Here is a 17418-nt window from a genome sequence, read left to right as displayed (position 1 = left end):
AACGTGAATTCATGCCTATATCCCGCCGCACCCTGCTCGGGCTCGCCGCGCTCGCGGTGGCCGGGTGCTCGGGGTCCGAAGACGGATCGTTCGAGCTGCGGCTGGCGACGGGGCTGGCCGGCGGGCCGTACCGGGAGCTGGGGGACCGGCTCGCGCAGGAGCTGCGGCGCGGCGGGATGCGCGTGCGGGAGATCCCGACCGCCGCGAGCGTGCAGAACCTCACGATGATGACGGACGGGCGCGCGGACGCCGGGTTCGCGCTGGCCGACACCGCCGACGACGCGGTACGCGTACGGCACCAGCCCGTCGCCGCGCTGGCCCGGATGTACCTCAACTACGTGCATCTGGTCGTCGCCAAAGACTCGGCGATCACCACCGTGCGGCAGCTCGCGGGCAAGGCCGTCTCCATCGGCGTCGAAGGGTCGGGGACGGCGGTGACCGCGACGCGCATCCTGGCCGCGGCCTCGCTCGGCACGCCGCCCACCGTCGCCCGGCTCGACCTCGACGCCTCCATCGAGGCGCTGCGCGGCGGCCGCATCGAGGCGTTCTTCTGGTCCGGCGGCGTGCCCACCCCTGCCCTGGCCGCGCGGGACGACGTGCGGCTGGTGTCGCTGGAGACGCTGGTGCCGGTGCTGCGGCGGCGGTTCGGGCCCGTGTACGAGGACGCGTCCGTGCCGGCGGGCACGTACGGGGGCGCCAGAACCGTACGGACGGTGGGGACCCCCAGCTACCTGATGTGCCGGGGCTCGCTCCCCGCCGACCTGGCGTACACGATCACCGAGACCCTGTTCAGCGCCCGCGACCGCCTCCAGGCCCCGTCGGCCCCGGGCGGCCGGCTCGACGAACGCTACGCGATCGGCACCGGCGTCGTGCCGCTGCACCCGGGCGCGGCCCGCTACTACCGCTCCGTGTACGGCTGAAGGCAGCAGCGGTGGCACGGACAAGAGGTGTCAGTCAGTGGCTTTCGGGTGCCCGGTGCCCGCATAGGACCTGCAGATTATTAACACGCGGGTTTGATCTTGTTGGCGGCCTTGGTGTCTTCGGCGAGGACGCGTGCGTGCAGGACGCGCAGCAGCCCAGGCGGGGTGGGTGCGGGTGGGATGTGGGTGCCGTGCTGATCGAGGAGTAGGCCGATGCTTCGGGTGGTGCGGTAGGCGGTGGTCCGGCTGGTGCCGAACAGAACCGCCAGGGGTTCGATGGCAAGGCCCAGCCGCTGGTGCAGCACCGTGAGCAGGACCTGGTCGGTGAACGCCACAGTGGGCGGCCGGCCCGCTTTGATTCGCGGGCGTTGCTGATCGCGGGCTTGCAGGTTGATGGTCAGGCGGTCCAGTTCCGGGCGGGGCATGCCGGTCAGGGTGGGATCGGACAGGACCTGCGGGTCCCACCGTTCGGCCGGTTGGTCGTGACCGGTGGCGTCGGGGTCGGTGTCCAGGGTGGGGTGCAGGGTGTAGTTCCAGTCGCCGTGGAAGAGGTGCCGGGTCAGGGGCAGGGCGGCCAGCTCGGCGTCGCTGACGCGGGCGCCGAGCGGGTAGACGCCGGTGTCAAGTGCGGCCTGCACTTGCAATCCGGTGCTCGTGGTGGTGGCGGCGATGCTGTTGACCACCACTTCGTGGCTGGTCAGCGGTCTGCCGCGCCAGTTCATCGTGATGTGGGCGAACAGCCGGTGCTCCACCTTGTTCCATTTCGAGGTTCCGGGCGGCAGGTGGCAGACGGTGATGGTCAGGCCGGTCTCGGCGGCCAGAGCGGCCAGTTCGCTCTTCCAAGCGCGGGTGCGGTAGCCGTTCGCGCCGCCGGCATCGGCGGTGATCAGCAGCCGGGTGGCCTGCGGGTAAGCGGCGCTGCCCTGGGCATGCCACCAGCGGCGGATGGAGGCGACCGCGAACGCGGCGGTGTCGTGGTCGGTGCCGACGTTCACCCAGCCGGTGTTGGCCGCGATGTCGTAGATGCCGTACGGGATCGCCTTCCCGGATGCGGACTCGGCGAAGTCGTGGACGTTGACCAGCACCGGCTCACCGGCCGGCCGCCACTCCCGTCCGGCGTTCTTGAACGGCCCGAGCAGTTCCTTCTTCTTGGTGTCCACGCTGATCACCGGCTGTCCGGCATCGCGATACGCGCGGACCTGCTCATTGAGGTGGCGGAACTGCGCATCGCGATCCGGGTGCCGGCCGCCCTCCAGCGTCTTGGCGTTGCCCTGCAGGCTGAACCCCTCAGTGCGCAGGATGTCGGCGACGGTGTCGGCCGACACCCGGTGCCCCTGGCCGGTGAGCTCACCGGCCAGCTTGCGGGTGGACTTGGTGGTCCAGCGCAGCGGCGAGGTCGGATCCCCACGCTCATCCGGCTCCACCAGCGCCAGCAGCATGGCCCGTAACTGGGGGTCGATGTCGACCAGTCGCTTCCGTCCTCCGCCTGGCCGACGGACCCGTCCCAACGGCTCGGCGCCCGCCTCCAGCTCATCCACGCCCCGTGACACCGTGGCCTCGCGGACACTCGCCGCCTGGGCCACCGCCCGGATCCCGCCGTGCCCCAGTGCGCGCGCCTCGGCACCGAGCAGCAGCCGGCGTTGCCGCTCGTCCAGATGCGGCAAGATCACCTCAAGTTTCGCAGCCAGCATCTCTACGGTCTCCGCCGACACGCTCATACCAGACCATCGACCGCGAACCCGGAATGCTACGAGTTATTTCTCTGCAGGCCCATAGGTGATCCAGGCGGTGCGATTGGCGTCGTCGATGAGGTACCAGATGCGGCCGCCGCCGGTGACCTCGTACTGCCACCGCTCCAGCATCTGCCCCTTCCAAGCCGTGAAGCCGAGCGCGCCCTTGAGGCGGTGGTGACGTTGGGGATCATCGGTGGCACGCGGGGCAGAGCGGATCTTGTCGAAGGCGCGGCGGAGGTTTCCCGTCGCATGGCGGGAGAGGTGGTCCCAGCCGCTGGCCGCCTCGGCGTTGGCGAAGCGTAGGTCGAACTCGTCACCGACCGGTGGCGGGGCCGCTCGGTCGCCGCGCTTGGGGCTCACTCGGCCGTCTCGCCTTCGGGTACGGGGACAGGGCCGAGGTCGCCCTCGGGCTCGCGGGTGAGGATGGCGTGCAAGGCCGGGTCGGCATAGATCTCGGCACTGTGCCGCCACTGAGCCAGCAGCAGCGCGATGGGCGCCAGGTTCTCCAGCGCGGCAGCTCCCCGGGCCGTGTTCACCAGCTCGCCGAGCATCGCCTCGATATCTTCCTCGGGAAGGAAGACTGACCAGGGTAGAGCATCGGGCAGGGCCTGACGTAGCGCGGCGACGTTCTCGGTGCGGACCAGCCCGGCGAGCAGGCGGGCAGTGAAGTCGACCACGGTGGAGTCCTGCTCCAGCTGGTCGGCGCGGATGAGCGCAAGGTCGCTCGCGTCCCGTCGGCGAAGGCGCAGGGCACGGACTGTGTCAAGGCGCCGAGCGGTGGCCGCTGGGTGGTGAAGCAGCTCACTGAAGGGCACGTCCTCAAAGGGCGTCGACATGACATCCACAGTACCTTGGAAGTCTCATTTCAGGTAGTGGATCGCCTTCGAAGTACGGTCCATCGACCAGTGGACCTGGTTTTTCTCCTGTTCATGCCTCCCTTCGATACGCGCGCAGGAACGCCCGTACCCCTTCGATGACGAGGGGCCGAACGCGATCGTCCTCGGCCGCGTTGGCCGAGCCGAGCCGGTTGAGCGCGACCCCGAAGGTCAGGGCGATGAAGTGGTCGGCGGCGAGGCGGGGGTCGGGGGCGTCGAGGAGGCCGGCGCGGGCGAGGGCGGCCAGGCGTTCGCCGAGGGCTTCGTCGGGGGCGTAGGTGATGAGCTGGTCGTCGCGGTGCGGCAGGTGGTCGGATTCGGTCTGGGCCAGGCGTTGCAGCGTCGCGTACTCGGCCGAGTCGAGCATGTCGGTGGCGATCCGCATCGCGAACGCCACCAGGGCGGTCTCCAGCTCCCCGGCCTCGGTGACGTCGGTGAGGGTGTCGTCGAGGGTGCGCCGGATCGTGGCGACCAGTGACTGGCCGACGGCGTCGAGGACGGCTCGCAGCAGGGTCTGCTTGTCGCCGAAGTAGTCGTACACCGTCCGCTTGGACACCCCGGCCTGGGCGGCGATCGCGTCGACGCTGGTGCGGTCGAAGCCGTCGGTGAGGAACAGCTCCCGGGCCGCCGTCAGGATGGCGGCCCGCTTGTGGGCGGACCCTGCACGCAGCGTCTTCGTGGTCGGCATGCACGGATCCTAGCGGAGCTACACTCATCGGTGTAGCGAACTACACTGCACGGTGTAGTGTGGTTGACGCGCTCCCGGAAACCGAAACCGGAAAGGACGTCCATGTCCCGTACGTCGACAGCCGCCCCGCCCCACATCGGAAGACCCGCCGTCCTCGCCCTCGGCATGCTGGCCGTGGCCACCGCCGCCCTGGAGTCGGTGGTGACGCCGGCGCTCCCGCTCCTGCAACGCGAGCTGGCCCTCAGCCCCGCCCAAGGAGCCCTGCTCAGCATCACGCTGCTCATCACGGGCGCCCTGTTCGCGCCCGTGGCCGGCAAGCTCGGCGACCGCTACGGCGCCAAGCGGGTGCTGATCCGGCTGATGGCGGTGGTCGCGGCCGGTGGCCTGCTGTCCGCGCTGGCGCCGAACCTGCCGGTGCTGCTGGTCGGCCAGGTGCTGCAGGGCGCGATGCTGGGCGCGCTGCCCCTGTCGTTCATCCTGGTACGCAAATACCTCCCGCCGGGCGAGTCCCAGGTGGCGATCGGCCTGGTGACCGGGCTGTTCATGGGCGGCGGCATGGCCGGCACGCTGATCGCCGGACCGGTCGCGGAGGGGCTGTCGCGGCACTGGATGTTCGCGCTGCCGACGCTCGCCATCGTCGTGGCGACGCTGCTGGTGAACGCGTTGATGCCGCACGATCCGCCGGCCCGCGCGGAGGCCAGGATCGACTGGCCCGGCATGCTCCTGCTGAGCGCCACGCTGCTCGCGCTCATGGCCTGGCTCGCCATGGTGCCCAGCCTCATCTCACAGCCGTTCCTGGTCGGCGGCCTCGCGGTGCTCGTGGTCGTGCTCGCGACCCGATGGGTGGCCGTCGAGCGCCGGGCCGCCGCGCCGATGGTCGATCTGCGCATGCTGGCGGTGCCCGGCATGTGGAGCTCGTGCGTGATCACCTTCGCGGTCTGCGTCGGCACGTCGGTGGCGACGTACCTCGTCACGCAGCTCCTCGCGGCGTCCGCCGACGGGTACGGCTTCGCGGCCGGCGCCACCGACATCGGGAAGTACCTGCTGCCCAGCCTCGTCGCCGCGGCGGCGAGCGGGCCGATCGGCGGGATCGCGGCGCGGCGGTTCGGCACCCGTGCCGTGACCGTCATCGGGATCGCCGTCATGGCGGCCGCCCTGCTCGGCCTGACGGTCCTGCACACCGAGGTCTGGCACCTCGTCGTCGCCAAGGCGCTGATCGCCCTCGCCGGCGGCGTCTGCATCACGGCGCTGATCTCCAGCACCACCGCCGCCGTCGATCAGGACGACACCGGCATCGCCACCAGCCTGGTCCTGGTCACCCGCGTGATCGGCTCGGCCGTGGGCGTCCAGGCCACCGGCGCGATCCTGACCGCCGCCGTCGAGCCCGCCTCCGGCGTCCCGGCCGAGTGGGGCTTCGTCGCCGGCTTCGGCCTGGCCGGCGTCGTCACCGCACTGTCCGTTGTGGTGTTCCGCATCGTGAAAAAAGGAGACAAGGCATGAACGTCCGCACCGTCCTCATCTCCGGGGCCAGCATCGCCGGTCCCGCGCTCGCGTTCTGGCTCCAGAGGTACGGTTTCGCCGTCACCCTGGTCGAGAAGTCGGGGAGCCCACGCACGGGCGGCTACCCGATCGACATCCGCGGCACCGCGCTGGAGGTCGTCCGGCGCATGGGGATCCTGCCCCGGCTGCGTGCAGCGCACGTCGACACGCGCAGGATGACCTTCCTCGACGCGGACGGCATCGAGGTGGCCTCCCTCGACCCGCGCGCCCTGGACGGCGGCGTCGCCGGACAGGACCTCGAGGTACGCCGGGGCGACCTGGCCACCGCCCTCCACGCGGGGATCAGGGACGATGTGGAGCTGCTGTTCGGGGACTCCATCGACACCCTCCACCAGTCGGAGCACGGCGTGGACGTGGCCTTCCGCGGCGGCGGCCGGCGCACGTTCGACCTGGTGATCGGCGCCGACGGCCTGCACTCGCACACTCGGCGGCTCGCGTTCGGCCCCGAGGAGCCCTTCCACCACTACCTGGGCTACTGCTTCGCCGGCTTCACCGTGCCCAATACGTTCGGGCTCGCCCATGAGGGCGTGTTGTGGAGCACCCCGGGCCGGGCCGCCGCACTCTACGCCGCCGGCGACAGTGACGAGCTGCACGCCCTGCTGACCTTCGCCCGCCCCCAGCCGCCGCACTCGGCCTTCCGCGACCCGCGGGCCCAGCGGGACCTGGTCGCCGGCGTCTTCGCCGGCGCCGGCTGGGAGGTCCCCGGCATGCTCGCCGCCATGCGGGACGCCGACGACCTGTTCTTCGACGTGGTCAGCCAGATCCGCATGCCGCGCTGGTCGGCCGGCCGGGTCGCGCTCGTCGGTGACGCGGCCTACGCGCCCTCGTTCCTGACCGGGCAGGGCTCCAGCCTGGCGCTGGTGGGCGCGTACATGCTGGCCGCCTCACTGGCGGCACACCCCGACCACGCCGCGGCCTTCGCCGCCTACGAACGCGACACCCGCCCCTTCGTCACCGAGAACCAGGCCCAGGTCGGCACCGGCGACGCCGCCCTCTTCCCCACCACGCCCGAGGCCCTGGAGCGCCGCAACACCATGCTGCGCACCCTCGCCACCACCCCGGCCGCCGCGCGGGAACGCCCCGCCCACTCCAGCCTGACCCTTCCCGCGGCCTGACGGTCAGGGCGGGAGCCGGAGCTCCACCACCAGGCCGTGCGGGGAGGCGGGCAGGAGGCTCAGGGTGGCGCCGCACGATCGGGCCAGTTCGGCGGCGATGGCCAGGCCGAGGCCGCTGCCCGGCACGTTCGCGTGGGCGCCCGACCGCCAGAAGCGGCCCAGGGCCTCCGCCCGCTCCTCCTCGCTGAGCCCTGGGCCGTCGTCGGTGACGCGCAGGACGCCGTCGTCCAGGGTGACGGTGACCGTGCCGCCCTGGGGGACGAACTTCTGGGCGTTGTCGAGGGCGATGTCGGCGATCCGGGCCGCGGCCTCCGGGATGGTGGATATTTCGGAAATGTCCGTCAGCAAACGGACGCCGGCGGCCGCGTACACCTCCCGCCAGGTCGCCAGGCGCGGCGCCAGCGAGACCTCCTTGGCCTCCAGGCCCGCGCCCGCCTCCACCTTCGCCAGCGTCAGCAGGTCCTCCACCAGCAGCGCCAGCCGGTCCAGCTCCGCCATCGCCTCCTCGAACTCGGCCGTCCCCTCCCCGTGCAGATGCGGCTCCAGGTTCTCCAGCCGCAGCCCGAGCACGGTGAGCGGCGTCCGCAGCTCGTGGGAGGCGTCGGCGACGAACGCCCGCTGCCGCTCCATCGCCCCCGCCACCGCGTCGGCCATCGCGTTGAAGCGCTCCTCCAGCCGCCGCAGCTCCGACGGGCCGACGCCGGGGTGCGCCCGCGCGTCCAGCCGGCCCTGCGCGATCGCCTGCGTGGTGCGGTCCAGCTCCGTGACCGGGCGCAGGATCCAGCGGGCCAGCCGCCGGGCCGCCAGCACCGAGTACGCCAGCGCGACCACCGCCCCCAGCGCCAGCGCGCCCCACACCAGCGACACGTCCAGCCGCGCCTGGTCGGTGGGGGCCTGCAGCAGCACCACGCCCGAGATCTGCGCGTCCCGGCCGGCCGGCTCGGCCAGCAGCACCGTGTCCGGGCCGAACGGGCTGATCGTCGGCAGGTCCTCCGTCGTACGCCCGGACAGGGCCAGGCGCAGGGCGTCCCGGTCGTCGGACTCGAAGCTGCCGGCCGACAGGCGCAGCGAGCCGTCGCGGTCACGGACGCGGACGGCGGCCCCGTACAGCTCGGCATAGCGGTTGATCTCGGCGATCAGCCCCGTGTGGTCGTCGTCGCGGGCCGCCTGGTCGGCCAGCTCCGCGAAGCGGGTCGCGTCGGCGCGGCGGTCGAGCAGCAGCCGGTTCGTCCGGTGCGAGGCGTAGGCCAGGCCCAGCGGCACCGCCAGCGCCGCCACCAGGAACACGATCAGCGTCGTGAACGTGACCACGAGCCGCGAGTTCACGCCGTCGAGCCCAGCCGGTATCCCGTGCCGCGCAACGTCTCCACCAGCCCCGGGCGGCCGGTCTTCGAGCGCAGGTTCGCCACGTGCACGTCCAGCGAGCGCGACGCCGACAGCAGCGGGTCGCCCCAGATCTCGTCGAGGATCTCCTCCCTGCCGCGCACCACGCCCGGCTCGCGCGCCAGCATCGCCAGCAGGTCGAACTCCCGCCGCGTCAGCGTCACCGCCTCCCCGGCCACCGTGACCTGCCGCGCCTCCAGGTCGATGCGCACGTCCCCGACGTTCACCACGTCGTCGCGCTGCGGGCGCGGGCGCGTGCCCCGCCGCACCACCGCCTCCATGCGCGCCATCAGCTCGACCGTACGGAACGGCTTGACCAGGTAGTCGTCGGCCCCCGAACGCAGGCCGCGCAGCACCTCCCGCTCCTCGGTACGGGCGGTCACCACGATCAGCGGCACCGCCGACACCCGGCGCAGCCGGCGCAGCGCCTCCAGGCCGTCCATGTCGGGCAGCCCCAGGTCCAGCAGGACGAAGTCGACGCCCCCCGCCAGGCGGAGAGCGTCGACGGCCAGGCTCGCCCGGACGACCTCATGGCCGTGCCGGGCAAGAGCCTTCGTGAGGGCGGCGGCGAGCCGATCGTCGTCCTCGACCAGCAGAACTCGCATGTCGCCAGGTTAGACGCGGGTGGCGACCGATTCCCCCATGACCTGCTCGGTACGGGACAGCGCCACGTCCCTCGTCTCCCGCATGGTCAGGTAGACGACGAGGGAGATGGCCGCGCAACCTGAGACGTACCAGAAGAAACCGGACTCGATGCCGTTGTCCTTGAACCACAGCGCCACGTACTCGGCGGTGCCGCCGAACAGCGCGTTCGCGATCGCGTACGGGAGCGCGACGCCGAGCGCGCGCACGTTCGTCGGGAACAGCTCGGCCTTCACCACCGCGTTGATCGACGTGTAACCCGTCACGATGACCAGCCCGATCAGCGACAGCACCAGCCCGCCGCCGAACCCGTCGACCCCGCCCAGCGCCGTCATCAGCGGCACCGTCCCCAGCATCGACCCGATCCCGAACGTGATCAGCAGCGGCCGGCGCCCGATCCGGTCCGACAGGCCGCCCGCCAGCGGCTGCAGGCACATGAAGATGAACAACGCGCAGAAGCTCACCAGCGTGGCGGTCTCCTTGGGCAGGCCCGCGGAGTTCGACAGGTACTTGGTGAGGTACGTCGTGTACGTGTAGTACGCGACCGTGCCGCCCATCGTCAGCGCGATGACCAGCAACGCCTCCTTCTTGTGGCCCAGCAGCGCCCTGATCGTGCCGCGGCCCTTGCCGCTCTCGCGCTCCTCCTCGTCGTACGCCTCCGTCTCCAGCAGGTTGCGGCGCAGGTAGAACACGACCGCCGCGGCCGCCGCGCCGACGATGAACGGGATGCGCCAGCCGTACGAGCTCAGCGCCTCCTTCGACATCGTGTTCTGCAGGATGATCTGCAGGCCCAGGCCGACGAGCTGGCCCGCGGTCATCGAGACGTACTGGAAACTGGAGGCGAAGCCGCGGCGGCCGCGCGGGGTCGCCTCCGTCAGGTACGTCGCGCTGGCCGCGTACTCGCCGCCCACCGACAGGCCCTGCAACAGGCGCGCCACCACCAGCACCAGCGCGCCGAGGTAGCCGACCGCCTCGTACGTAGGCGCGATCGCGATCAGCAGCGCGCTGGCCGACATGAGCGTCACCGTGAGCGTGAGCGCCGCCTTGCGGCCCTTCCTGTCGGCGTACCGGCCGAGCAGCCAGCCGCCGAGCGGGCGCATGAAGAAGCCGACCGCGAAGATGGCCGCGGTGTTCAGCAGCTTCGCCGTGTCGTTGCCCTCAGGGAAGAACGAGGCCGCGAAGTAGACGGCGAAACTGCTGTAGACGAACCAGTCGTACCACTCGACCATGTTGCCGATGGAGCCGCCGACGACGGCCTTCCACGGCACGCGTGCCTTGCTCACGAAGAACCTCCTGGGGGGCTGTAGTCGCTGGTCAGAGCCTCACGCCAGAAGGTTGCTCCGGACAAGGGAGCAGGGCTGATATCTAACGTCCGCTTAACGTGACTTCTTACGTGGCATTAACGCCGGCGCAACAGTGGGGTGGCAGTCAGCTCGGGGGCAGGCTCAGGTCAGGGGCAGGTCCAGCTTGGGGGCAGGCTTCAGCGGAGCGGCGGGTTCGCGTTCTTCGCGCGCTCCAGGGCCAGGTCCGCCCACCACTCGCCGCTCTCCGGCGACACCACGCCGCGCTCCGGGTCCTTCTCCCCGTCCGTACCGCGCCGGCACCTTCCGCTCGACGTGCCTGCGCGGGCGATCCACAGGTACGCGTCCACCAGCTCCTCGCCCGTCTCCGTCGTCGGCCGATCGCCCACGCCCCGGCCCGGCGGGTTGCACCACGTCTGCGGGTCCGCGTAGTGCCTCTTCGGGGACCAGGAGCCCTGGCCGTTGCGGCTGGTGTCCACGACGAAGTGCGGCATGGCCGCCGGGTCCACCGTGGCGTCCTTCGGGCAGGTCGTGCCGCCCGTCTTCAGGCGTACCGCGATGCAGGCCGACAGGGCCTTGCCGTACTCGACGCTGTTGGCGGTGCTCTGGTAGGAGGCCGTGTTGAGGAAGAAACCGTCCGTTCTGTCGACCCCGGCCCTTATCAGGCGCTCGGCCATGATCTCGGTACCCGGCCAGTGGTCCTGGCTGCCGTCCAGATAGACCGCCGTCCGCGGGTTCGCCTTCAGCGTCTGTACGGCCTGACGCAGGTCCTGGTACCGCTGCTCCGGCGAGCCCTGAAGGCCCGGACACTGGTCGGTGCCCGGCATCTTCACCAGGCTGCCCGGCTCCAGGATGACCACCGCCTTCGCGGAGCCGATCTGGCGGGCCACGCCGGCCAGCCACTCCTGGTACGTCCGCATCGCGTCCGTGGTGGTCGGGCGGCACTCGGCGTCCGGCATGTAGTTCACCAGGAACACCGGGACCGCGCCCGCCCGCTCCGCCGCCGTGATCGTCGTCTCCACCTTCGACCTGACCTCCGGCTGGGCCAGGCGGATCGCGTGCGGGACCTGGGCCAGCTTGCGCATCAGCTCGGCATCCCGCGGGCGGTCGTCCTCCCACAGGGCCGCCTGCTTGGCGGCGGCCGGCTCCTCGGGGGCGTAGAACGTGATCGGGCCCTTTGACCGCAGGGGGTTCTCGGGGGTCGGTTGGGCCGTGGCGGCTGTCGGTGAGGTCGTGGACGTGCCGGCCGTGGTGGTCTTCCCGTCCCCGCGCAGGGCCAACGCCACCGAAACCCCGGCCACCGCCACCACCAGGGCGGCCGCGGCGGTCAGCACCTTACGCCGGTTGACCACCGCCCCCGCCGTACCACCTCTCGCCGCACCGGCACCGGGAGGGGCGGTGGTGGAGGACGCACCCACGTCGCCCGCACCTCCGCCACCCGCCCGCGCCATGCCCGCGCCCACGCCCGCGTCGCCCGCACTCGCGCCCGCCATGCTCACGCCCGCCCCGCCTGGGCTCCCGGGGTTTGGGCCTGCGCTGCTGACGGCTGCGCCTGCGGGGCTGGTGCCGTGTGGTGGAGTGGGCGCCGCACGCGTTGCGCCGGGCTCCGCCGTGCCACTTCTCGCCGCACCGGCGCCGGGAGGGGCGCTCGCGGAGGGCACGTCCGCGCCGCCGCCGCCCGAGCCCCGTGGACCGCTCGCGGAGGGCGCGTTCGCATCGCCTCCCTCGCCCGCGCCGCCCGGGACCGCGCCTTGCGCGCCGCTGCCCGTCCCTGCGCCTTGCGCGCCGCTGCCCGGCCCCGGGCTGCCTGCGCTCTCGCCCGTGTCGTCCCGGCCCGTGCTCTTCGCACCGGCGCTCGTGCCTGCGCTGCCCGCCCCGCCTGGGCCCCAGAGGTTTCCACCTGGGCTGCTGACTACGCCCTCGCCGCTCAGGCTCGCGCCAGGCGTCCTCGCCGCGTCGCGTGCGCCTGGTAGGGCTGCGCTCGCCGTGGTTGCGTCGCTCGTGCCCGGCATGCGCGCGCCCGCGCCCGCCGTGCTCGCGTCGCTTGCCCCTGCCGCGCTCGCGCCCGTCGTGCTTGCGTTGCCGGCGCCCTCGCCGTTGCTCAGGCCCGTGCCGGGTGCGCCCGCTTCGCCGCCTGCGTCCGTGCCGGGTGCGCCCGCTGTGCCGTCTGCGTCCGTGCCGGGCGTGCCCGCTGTGTCGCCTGTGCTTGTGTCGCTTGGGTTCCTGCCCGCGCTCGTGGTCCCGATCGCGGTGCTCGCGGGGCCGACGCTCAAATGGTCCATCAGGGCCTGGGCTGTGGGGCGGGCGGTGGGGTTTTTGTGGAGGGTGGCGAGGACCAGGTCGTGCAGGGGGGCGGGGAGGCCGGTCAGCGTGGGTGGGTCGTTGACGATGCGGAGGAGCAGGGTGGGGATGGTGCCGGAGCCGAAGGGCGGGGTGCCGGCGGCGGCGAAGGCGACAGTGCAGCCCCACGAGAAGATGTCCGACGCCGGGCCGACCGGGCCGCCGGAGATTTGCTCCGGGGACATGTAGGCGGGGGTTCCCAGGACGGTGCTGCTGAGGTCGGAGTCGGCGAGCCAGGCGACGCCGAAGTCGATGACCTTGGGGCCGACCTGGGAGAGGAGGACGTTGGAGGGTTTGAGATCGCGGTGGACGACGCCGGCGCCGTGGATGGCGCGTAAGGCCATCGCCATGGAGGCGGCGAGGCCGTCGAGGGCGGAGCCGCGCAGGGGGCCGTATGTGGTGACGTGCTGTTTGAGGCTGGGGCCCTCGACGTACTCGGTGACCAGGTAGGCGAGCCGGCCGTCCACGTCGGCGTCGAGGACGGGGGCGGTGCAGAAGCGGGCGACGCGCTTGGCGGCGGCGACCTCGCGGGCGAAGCGGCGGCGGAAGTCGGGGTGGGCGTCCATGCGGGCGTGCAGGAGCTTGACGGCGACCCGGGTGCCGGCGGGGTCGCGGGCCAGGTAGACGACGCCCATGCCGCCCTCGCCGAGCCGGGCGAGGAGGGTGTAGGGCCCCACCTGGCTCGGATCCCCGTCTCTCAGGACCTCCAAGGTCATAGAGGCTCAGGTTAGCCCGGATGATCCATCGGCTCCACAGGGAGCCGCCACTGGTTCCATTCGTCGAAGAGTTCGAAGCCCATGGCTTCGTTGATGGCGAGCATGTGGCGGTTGGTGGTGGCGTTCCAGGTGATGACGCGTTCGACGTGGGGCTCGTGCTCGTGCGTCCAGAGCAGGTTGGTGAGCTTGAGCAGCAGGCCGAGGCGGTGGCCGCGGTGGTCGCGCAGCACCGCCGTGTCGCTCTGCTGGGCCCAGCCGTCGGTGCGGCCGATGTCGAGGAAGAGGCGCGTGTACGCGGCGGGCGCGCCGTCGGTGTCGCGGCGGGCGATCGTGGTGTAGCAGGTCTGGCCCACGTCGGGCATGCTCTCCTCGCGGGCGCGCAGGCGTTCGAGGCTGAAGTTCTGCTCCTCGACGTCGCCATGGCGGGGGGCGTCGTTCATGCCGTTCAGAAGGGTCGCGAGGTCGGGCAGCAGGTGCGGCGGGGTGGGGCCGATCCAGCGTTCGAGGGTGTAGCCCTCGACCTGGGGGATCATGCGCTCCAGCGCGGGCCAGTCGGCCTTGCGCAGGTCGAGGGTGCGGCGGGCCTCCGTCAGGGCCACGTCCATGCCGTGCGCGGCGGCGAAGCGGGCGCCGGTGCCGGTGGCGGGGTCTCGGTGAGCAGGAGGGTACGGCCGTGCGCGCGTACGCGGTCGAGGGCGTGCTCGAAGAGCGCGCTGCCGAGGCCGCGGCCACGGTGGTCGGGGTGCACGACGAGGGGGAAGACCCAGGCCGTGTGGAGGTTGTCGAGCCGGGGGAAGGCCAGGCAGTAGCCGCCGATGACCTGGCCGTCCTCGATGAGGGCGCACGCTTCGACCCGCTGGGCGGGTGAGTGCGCGCCCATGTCGCGGCGGAACCGGGCGAGCGGGATCACGGGGCCGGCGTCCTCGTGGTAGCCGATCGCGTACGCCGCGTGCAGGCCCTCGACGAGGTCGTCGTCGGAGGGGTCGCCAGGCCGGTCGGGGATGGTGATGGGCTGGATCCGCATGCCTCTAGCCAAGCGCACCGCCACCGGCCGCGGCCAGCCGTTTTACCGCCGCCGACGACGCTCCTCCGTCGTTCCACCGCCGGTGGTGCTACTGGCGGTAGTTCTCCACCTCGCCGGCCGGGCGGGCGGTGGCGCCGTCGGGGTCCTCGCCCGCGCCGCGCCTGGCCCGGCGCTGCCTGAGCAGGTCCCAGCACTGGTCGAGGGCCGTCTCCAGCTCCTTGATGCGCGCGTGCTCCTGGTCGGAGGTCACCTCGCCGGCGGACAGCCTGTCGCGCAGCTCGTGCTCCTCGGTGACCAGCGCGCTGATCCTGGTGAGAATCTCGTCGTCCCGCATGCCCAAGACTCTAATCACCGCGTGATAGAACACGCCCTATGGGTGGTATGGCGCTGGTAAGAAAGCCTGGTCCGAGCATCTCCGAGGGAATCGTCACACATATCGAGCGGAGGCCGGTGGACCACGAGCGGGCCGCCGCCCAGCACGACGCGTACGTCGAGGCGCTGGCCGGGGCGGGCTGGCGGCCGGTGTACGTGCCGCGCGCCGACGACCTGCCGGACGCGCCGTTCGTGGAGGACACGATGGTGGTGTCGGGGCGGCTGGCGGTGCTGACCAGGCCGGGGGCGCCGGAGCGGCGGCCGGAGGTGGAGTCGGTCGCGCGGGTCGTGCACGAGCTGGGCATGAAGTGCGTACGGATCGCGCCGCCCGGCACGCTCGACGGCGGCGACGTGCTGCAGGTCGGCCCCACCGTGTACGTGGGCAGGTCGGCCCGCACCAGCGACGAGGCCATCGCGCAGCTCACCGCCCTGCTGCCGGAGCGGCGGATCGTGGCCGTGGAGCTGCGGGGCGTGCTGCACCTGAAGTCGGCGGTGACGGCGCTGCCCGACGGGACGCTCATCGGGGATCCGGCCTGCGTGGACCTGCCCGGGATGCTGGTGCCGGAGGAGGAGGCGGGGGCGCATGTGGTGGTGCTGGGGGAGGATCGGGTGCTGATGTCCGCGTCGGCGCCGCAGACCGCCGTCATGCTTGAAAAGCGCGGATTTTTCGTGACGAAGGTGGATATTTCGGAGTACGAGAAGCTTGAAGGTTGTGTGACCTGCTTGAGCGTCCTGGTGGCTGATTGACGGCGTGCTCATGATCAAGGAGCCGGTCTCGGAATCTGAGATCGTGGGCGGTGCATCCCGAGACGTCTGGTAGCGTGCATGGCATGCTGCGCGGGCTCCTTCTTAGCTGCCGCGGCGGGGGCCTCTAGGCCGGCTCCCTCGCCGCGGAGCGAGTCATGCGCGTCGGCCGCTTTCTTTCCGGAGACCGACGAGGAGCATCCACCATGACCGCTCAGCAGCCCAGTCGCATGCCGATCCATCGCTATCAGCCGTTCGAGCCGATCCGGCTGACCGACCGCACCTGGCCCGACAAGGTGATCACCAAGGCGCCCCGGTGGTGCGCGGTGGACCTGCGTGACGGCAACCAGGCCCTGATCGACCCGATGGACTCGCACCGCAAGCTCCAGATGTTCGAGCTGCTGGTACGCATGGGCTACAAGGAGATCGAGGTAGGCTTCCCGGCCGCCTCGCAGACCGACTTCGACTTCATCCGGCAGATCATCGAAGAGGGCCGCGTCCCCGACGACGTCGTCATCCAGGTGCTGACGCAGGCCCGTCCCGAGCTGATCGAGCGCACCTTCGAGTCTCTGGCGGGGGCCAAGCAGGCGATCGTCCACCTGTACAACTCGACCTCCACCCTGCAGCGCCGCGTCGTCTTCGGCCAGGACAAGGACGGCATCACCGCCATCGCGGTCGAGGGCGCCAAGCTGGTCAAGAAGCTCGCCGACGCCAGTGACGTGGACGTCTACTTCCAGTACTCGCCGGAGTCGTTCACCGGCACCGAGCTGGAGTACGCGGTCGAGGTGTGCGACGCGGTCAACGAGGTGTGGCAGCCCACCCCCGACCGCAAGGTGATCATCAACCTGCCGGCCACGGTCGAGATGGCCACCCCCAACATCTACGCCGACCAGATCGAGTGGATGCACCGCAACCTCAAGCACCGCGACTCGATCGTCCTGTCGCTGCACCCGCACAACGACCGCGGCAGCGCCGTGGCCGCCGCCGAGCTGGGCTACATGGCCGGCGCCGACCGCATCGAGGGCTGCCTGTTCGGCAACGGCGAGCGCACCGGCAACGTCTGCCTGGTCACCCTGGGCATGAACCTGTTCTCCCAGGGCGTCGACCCCGAGATCGACTTCAGCGACATCGACGAGATCCGCCGCGTCACCGAATACTGCAACCAGCTGCCCGTGCACCCGCGCCACCCGTGGGGCGGCGAGCTGGTCTACACCGCCTTCTCCGGCTCCCACCAGGACGCCATCAAGAAGGGCTTCGAGCACCTGGAGCGCGACGCCGCCGCGGCCGGAGTGCCGGTCGACGAGTTCACGTGGGCGGTCCCGTACCTGCCGATCGACCCGAAGGACATCGGCCGCACCTACGAGGCGGTCATCCGGGTCAACAGCCAGTCCGGCAAGGGCGGCGTGGCGTACATCATGAAGGCCGACCACCAGCTCGACCTGCCGCGCCGGCTGCAGATCGAGTTCTCGAAGGTCGTGCAGGCGCGCACCGACAGCGAGGGCGGCGAGATCAGCCCGGCCGCGATGTTCGAGATCTTCCGCGACGAGTACCTGCCCAACCCGGCCAACCGCTGGGGCCGCCTGAGCCTGATGGCGCACCGGCACGAGTCCACGGTCGACGACAAGGATCTCATCAGCGCCGACGTGCGGCTCGACGGCGAGATCCGCGAGATCGAGGGCAAGGGCAACGGCCCGATCTCGGCGTTCATCGACGCGATCGCGGGCGTCGGCATGCAGGTGCGGGTGCTCGACTACGTGGAGCACGCGATGAGCGCCGGCACCGACGCCAAGGCGGCCTCCTACCTGGAGTGCGAGGTCAACGGGAAGGTGCTGTGGGGTGTGGGCATCGACGCCAACACCACGACGGCCTCGCTGAAGGCCATCATCTCCGCGGTCAACCGCGCCTCGCGCTGAGCCGGTGTTCCTGAGGTGGCCCGCCTGTCTCGGTGAGCGGGCCGCCTCAGGCCCGCCTGTCTCGGTGAGCGGGCTGCCTCGGGCCCGCCTGT

General features: G+C 71.5%; 16 protein-coding genes. 5 read left to right on the top strand and 11 right to left on the bottom strand.

The features are described from left to right. Positions 1–11 precede the first annotated feature (11 nt). Complete coding sequence (locus KIS93_RS47855) at positions 12–920, top strand: TAXI family TRAP transporter solute-binding subunit (protein WP_230465492.1); 909 nt, start codon at positions 12–14, stop codon at positions 918–920. Positions 921–1000: 80 nt separating this feature from the next. Here KIS93_RS47855 and KIS93_RS47850 read toward each other — a convergent pair whose 3' ends face one another. The 4 genes from KIS93_RS47850 to KIS93_RS47835 all read right to left on the bottom strand — a co-directional run bounded on the left by KIS93_RS47850 (position 1001) and on the right by KIS93_RS47835 (position 4216). Further along, positions 1001–2638, bottom strand: coding sequence for an ISAzo13 family transposase (locus KIS93_RS47850; protein WP_080038912.1), 1638 nt, complete (start codon positions 2636–2638; stop codon positions 1001–1003). 36 nt (positions 2639–2674) lie between these two features. Further along, positions 2675–3013, bottom strand: coding sequence for a hypothetical protein (locus KIS93_RS47845; RefSeq protein ID WP_080041924.1), 339 nt, complete (start codon positions 3011–3013; stop codon positions 2675–2677). After that, positions 3010–3489: a hypothetical protein gene (locus KIS93_RS47840; protein ID WP_186404852.1), complete on the bottom strand. Its 480-nt coding sequence runs from the start codon at positions 3487–3489 to the stop codon at positions 3010–3012. Before KIS93_RS47840 ends, KIS93_RS47845 begins: the two co-directional genes overlap by 4 nt. A gap of 91 nt (positions 3490–3580) precedes the next feature. After that, complete coding sequence (locus KIS93_RS47835; RefSeq protein WP_080041922.1) at positions 3581–4216, bottom strand: TetR/AcrR family transcriptional regulator; 636 nt, start codon at positions 4214–4216, stop codon at positions 3581–3583. A 102-nt stretch (positions 4217–4318) separates the two neighbouring features. Here KIS93_RS47835 and KIS93_RS47830 point away from each other — a divergent pair, with 102 nt between their 5' ends. Next, positions 4319–5716, top strand: a complete 1398-nt coding sequence (locus KIS93_RS47830; protein ID WP_080041921.1) for an MFS transporter — start codon at positions 4319–4321, stop codon at positions 5714–5716. Then, positions 5713–6891 carry an FAD-dependent monooxygenase gene (locus KIS93_RS47825; protein ID WP_080041920.1) on the top strand — a complete coding sequence of 393 codons (1179 nt, stop codon included), beginning with the start codon at positions 5713–5715 and terminating at the stop codon, positions 6889–6891. Before KIS93_RS47830 ends, KIS93_RS47825 begins: the two co-directional genes overlap by 4 nt. A gap of 3 nt (positions 6892–6894) precedes the next feature. On the opposite strand, the gene KIS93_RS67940 is transcribed toward KIS93_RS47825, so the two are convergent. From KIS93_RS67940 to KIS93_RS47790, 7 genes are all read right to left on the bottom strand, one after another. Continuing rightward, positions 6895–8217, bottom strand: a complete 1323-nt coding sequence (locus KIS93_RS67940; protein ID WP_080041919.1) for a sensor histidine kinase — start codon at positions 8215–8217, stop codon at positions 6895–6897. Further along, entirely contained in the window at positions 8214–8879 is a 666-nt protein-coding gene (locus KIS93_RS47815; protein ID WP_080041918.1) for a response regulator transcription factor, read from the bottom strand. The genes KIS93_RS67940 and KIS93_RS47815 overlap by 4 nt, the downstream gene beginning before the upstream one ends. 9 nt (positions 8880–8888) lie before the next feature. Further along, a complete protein-coding gene (locus KIS93_RS47810) occupies positions 8889–10199 on the bottom strand; it encodes an MFS transporter (protein ID WP_222107912.1) in 1311 nt (436 codons plus the stop codon). Positions 10200–10396: 197 nt separating this feature from the next. After that, positions 10397–13273: a glycoside hydrolase family 6 protein gene (locus KIS93_RS47805; protein WP_080041917.1), complete on the bottom strand. Its 2877-nt coding sequence runs from the start codon at positions 13271–13273 to the stop codon at positions 10397–10399. A gap of 11 nt (positions 13274–13284) precedes the next feature. Continuing rightward, complete coding sequence (locus KIS93_RS47800; RefSeq protein ID WP_186404851.1) at positions 13285–13878, bottom strand: hypothetical protein; 594 nt, start codon at positions 13876–13878, stop codon at positions 13285–13287. Continuing rightward, the gene (locus KIS93_RS47795; RefSeq protein WP_186404850.1) at positions 13863–14297 is read right to left on the bottom strand and encodes a GNAT family N-acetyltransferase; all 435 of its coding nucleotides are present in this window, start codon (positions 14295–14297) and stop codon (positions 13863–13865) included. The genes KIS93_RS47800 and KIS93_RS47795 overlap by 16 nt, the downstream gene beginning before the upstream one ends. An 88-nt stretch (positions 14298–14385) precedes the next feature. After that, positions 14386–14631, bottom strand: a complete 246-nt coding sequence (locus tag KIS93_RS47790) for a DUF2630 family protein (protein ID WP_080041915.1) — start codon at positions 14629–14631, stop codon at positions 14386–14388. A 38-nt stretch (positions 14632–14669) separates the two neighbouring features. Between KIS93_RS47790 and ddaH the strand changes: the two genes are divergently transcribed. Next, positions 14670–15416, top strand: a complete 747-nt coding sequence (gene ddaH / locus KIS93_RS47785; RefSeq protein WP_155128372.1) for a dimethylargininase — start codon at positions 14670–14672, stop codon at positions 15414–15416. A gap of 203 nt (positions 15417–15619) precedes the next feature. Then, positions 15620–17326, top strand: coding sequence for a 2-isopropylmalate synthase (leuA, locus tag KIS93_RS47780; protein WP_080041913.1), 1707 nt, complete (start codon positions 15620–15622; stop codon positions 17324–17326). Positions 17327–17418 lie beyond the last annotated feature (92 nt).

Source organism: [Actinomadura] parvosata subsp. kistnae, from assembly GCF_900323885.1.
Lineage (GTDB): Bacteria > Actinomycetota > Actinomycetes > Streptosporangiales > Streptosporangiaceae > Nonomuraea > Nonomuraea composti.
This window is presented reverse-complemented; position numbering and strand designations above follow the sequence as displayed.

What these genes read in the sequence shown, in the direction of transcription:
- KIS93_RS47830 (WP_080041921.1), top strand. Translation starts at nt 4,319, where the DNA reads ATGTCCCGTACGTCGACAGCCGCCCCGCCCCACATCGGAAGACCCGCC.
- KIS93_RS47805 (WP_080041917.1), bottom strand. Translation starts at nt 13,273, where the DNA reads ATGACCTTGGAGGTCCTGAGAGACGGGGATCCGAGCCAGGTGGGGCCC.
- leuA (WP_080041913.1), top strand. Translation starts at nt 15,620, where the DNA reads ATGACCGCTCAGCAGCCCAGTCGCATGCCGATCCATCGCTATCAGCCG.
- KIS93_RS47790 (WP_080041915.1), bottom strand. Translation starts at nt 14,631, where the DNA reads ATGCGGGACGACGAGATTCTCACCAGGATCAGCGCGCTGGTCACCGAG.
- KIS93_RS47815 (WP_080041918.1), bottom strand. Translation starts at nt 8,879, where the DNA reads ATGCGAGTTCTGCTGGTCGAGGACGACGATCGGCTCGCCGCCGCCCTC.
- KIS93_RS47795 (WP_186404850.1), bottom strand. Translation starts at nt 14,297, where the DNA reads ATGCGGATCCAGCCCATCACCATCCCCGACCGGCCTGGCGACCCCTCC.
- KIS93_RS47825 (WP_080041920.1), top strand. Translation starts at nt 5,713, where the DNA reads ATGAACGTCCGCACCGTCCTCATCTCCGGGGCCAGCATCGCCGGTCCC.
- ddaH (WP_155128372.1), top strand. Translation starts at nt 14,670, where the DNA reads ATGGGTGGTATGGCGCTGGTAAGAAAGCCTGGTCCGAGCATCTCCGAG.
- KIS93_RS47850 (WP_080038912.1), bottom strand. Translation starts at nt 2,638, where the DNA reads ATGAGCGTGTCGGCGGAGACCGTAGAGATGCTGGCTGCGAAACTTGAG.
- KIS93_RS47800 (WP_186404851.1), bottom strand. Translation starts at nt 13,878, where the DNA reads ATGGACGTGGCCCTGACGGAGGCCCGCCGCACCCTCGACCTGCGCAAG.
- KIS93_RS47855 (WP_230465492.1), top strand. Translation starts at nt 12, where the DNA reads ATGCCTATATCCCGCCGCACCCTGCTCGGGCTCGCCGCGCTCGCGGTG.
- KIS93_RS47840 (WP_186404852.1), bottom strand. Translation starts at nt 3,489, where the DNA reads ATGTCGACGCCCTTTGAGGACGTGCCCTTCAGTGAGCTGCTTCACCAC.
- KIS93_RS47835 (WP_080041922.1), bottom strand. Translation starts at nt 4,216, where the DNA reads ATGCCGACCACGAAGACGCTGCGTGCAGGGTCCGCCCACAAGCGGGCC.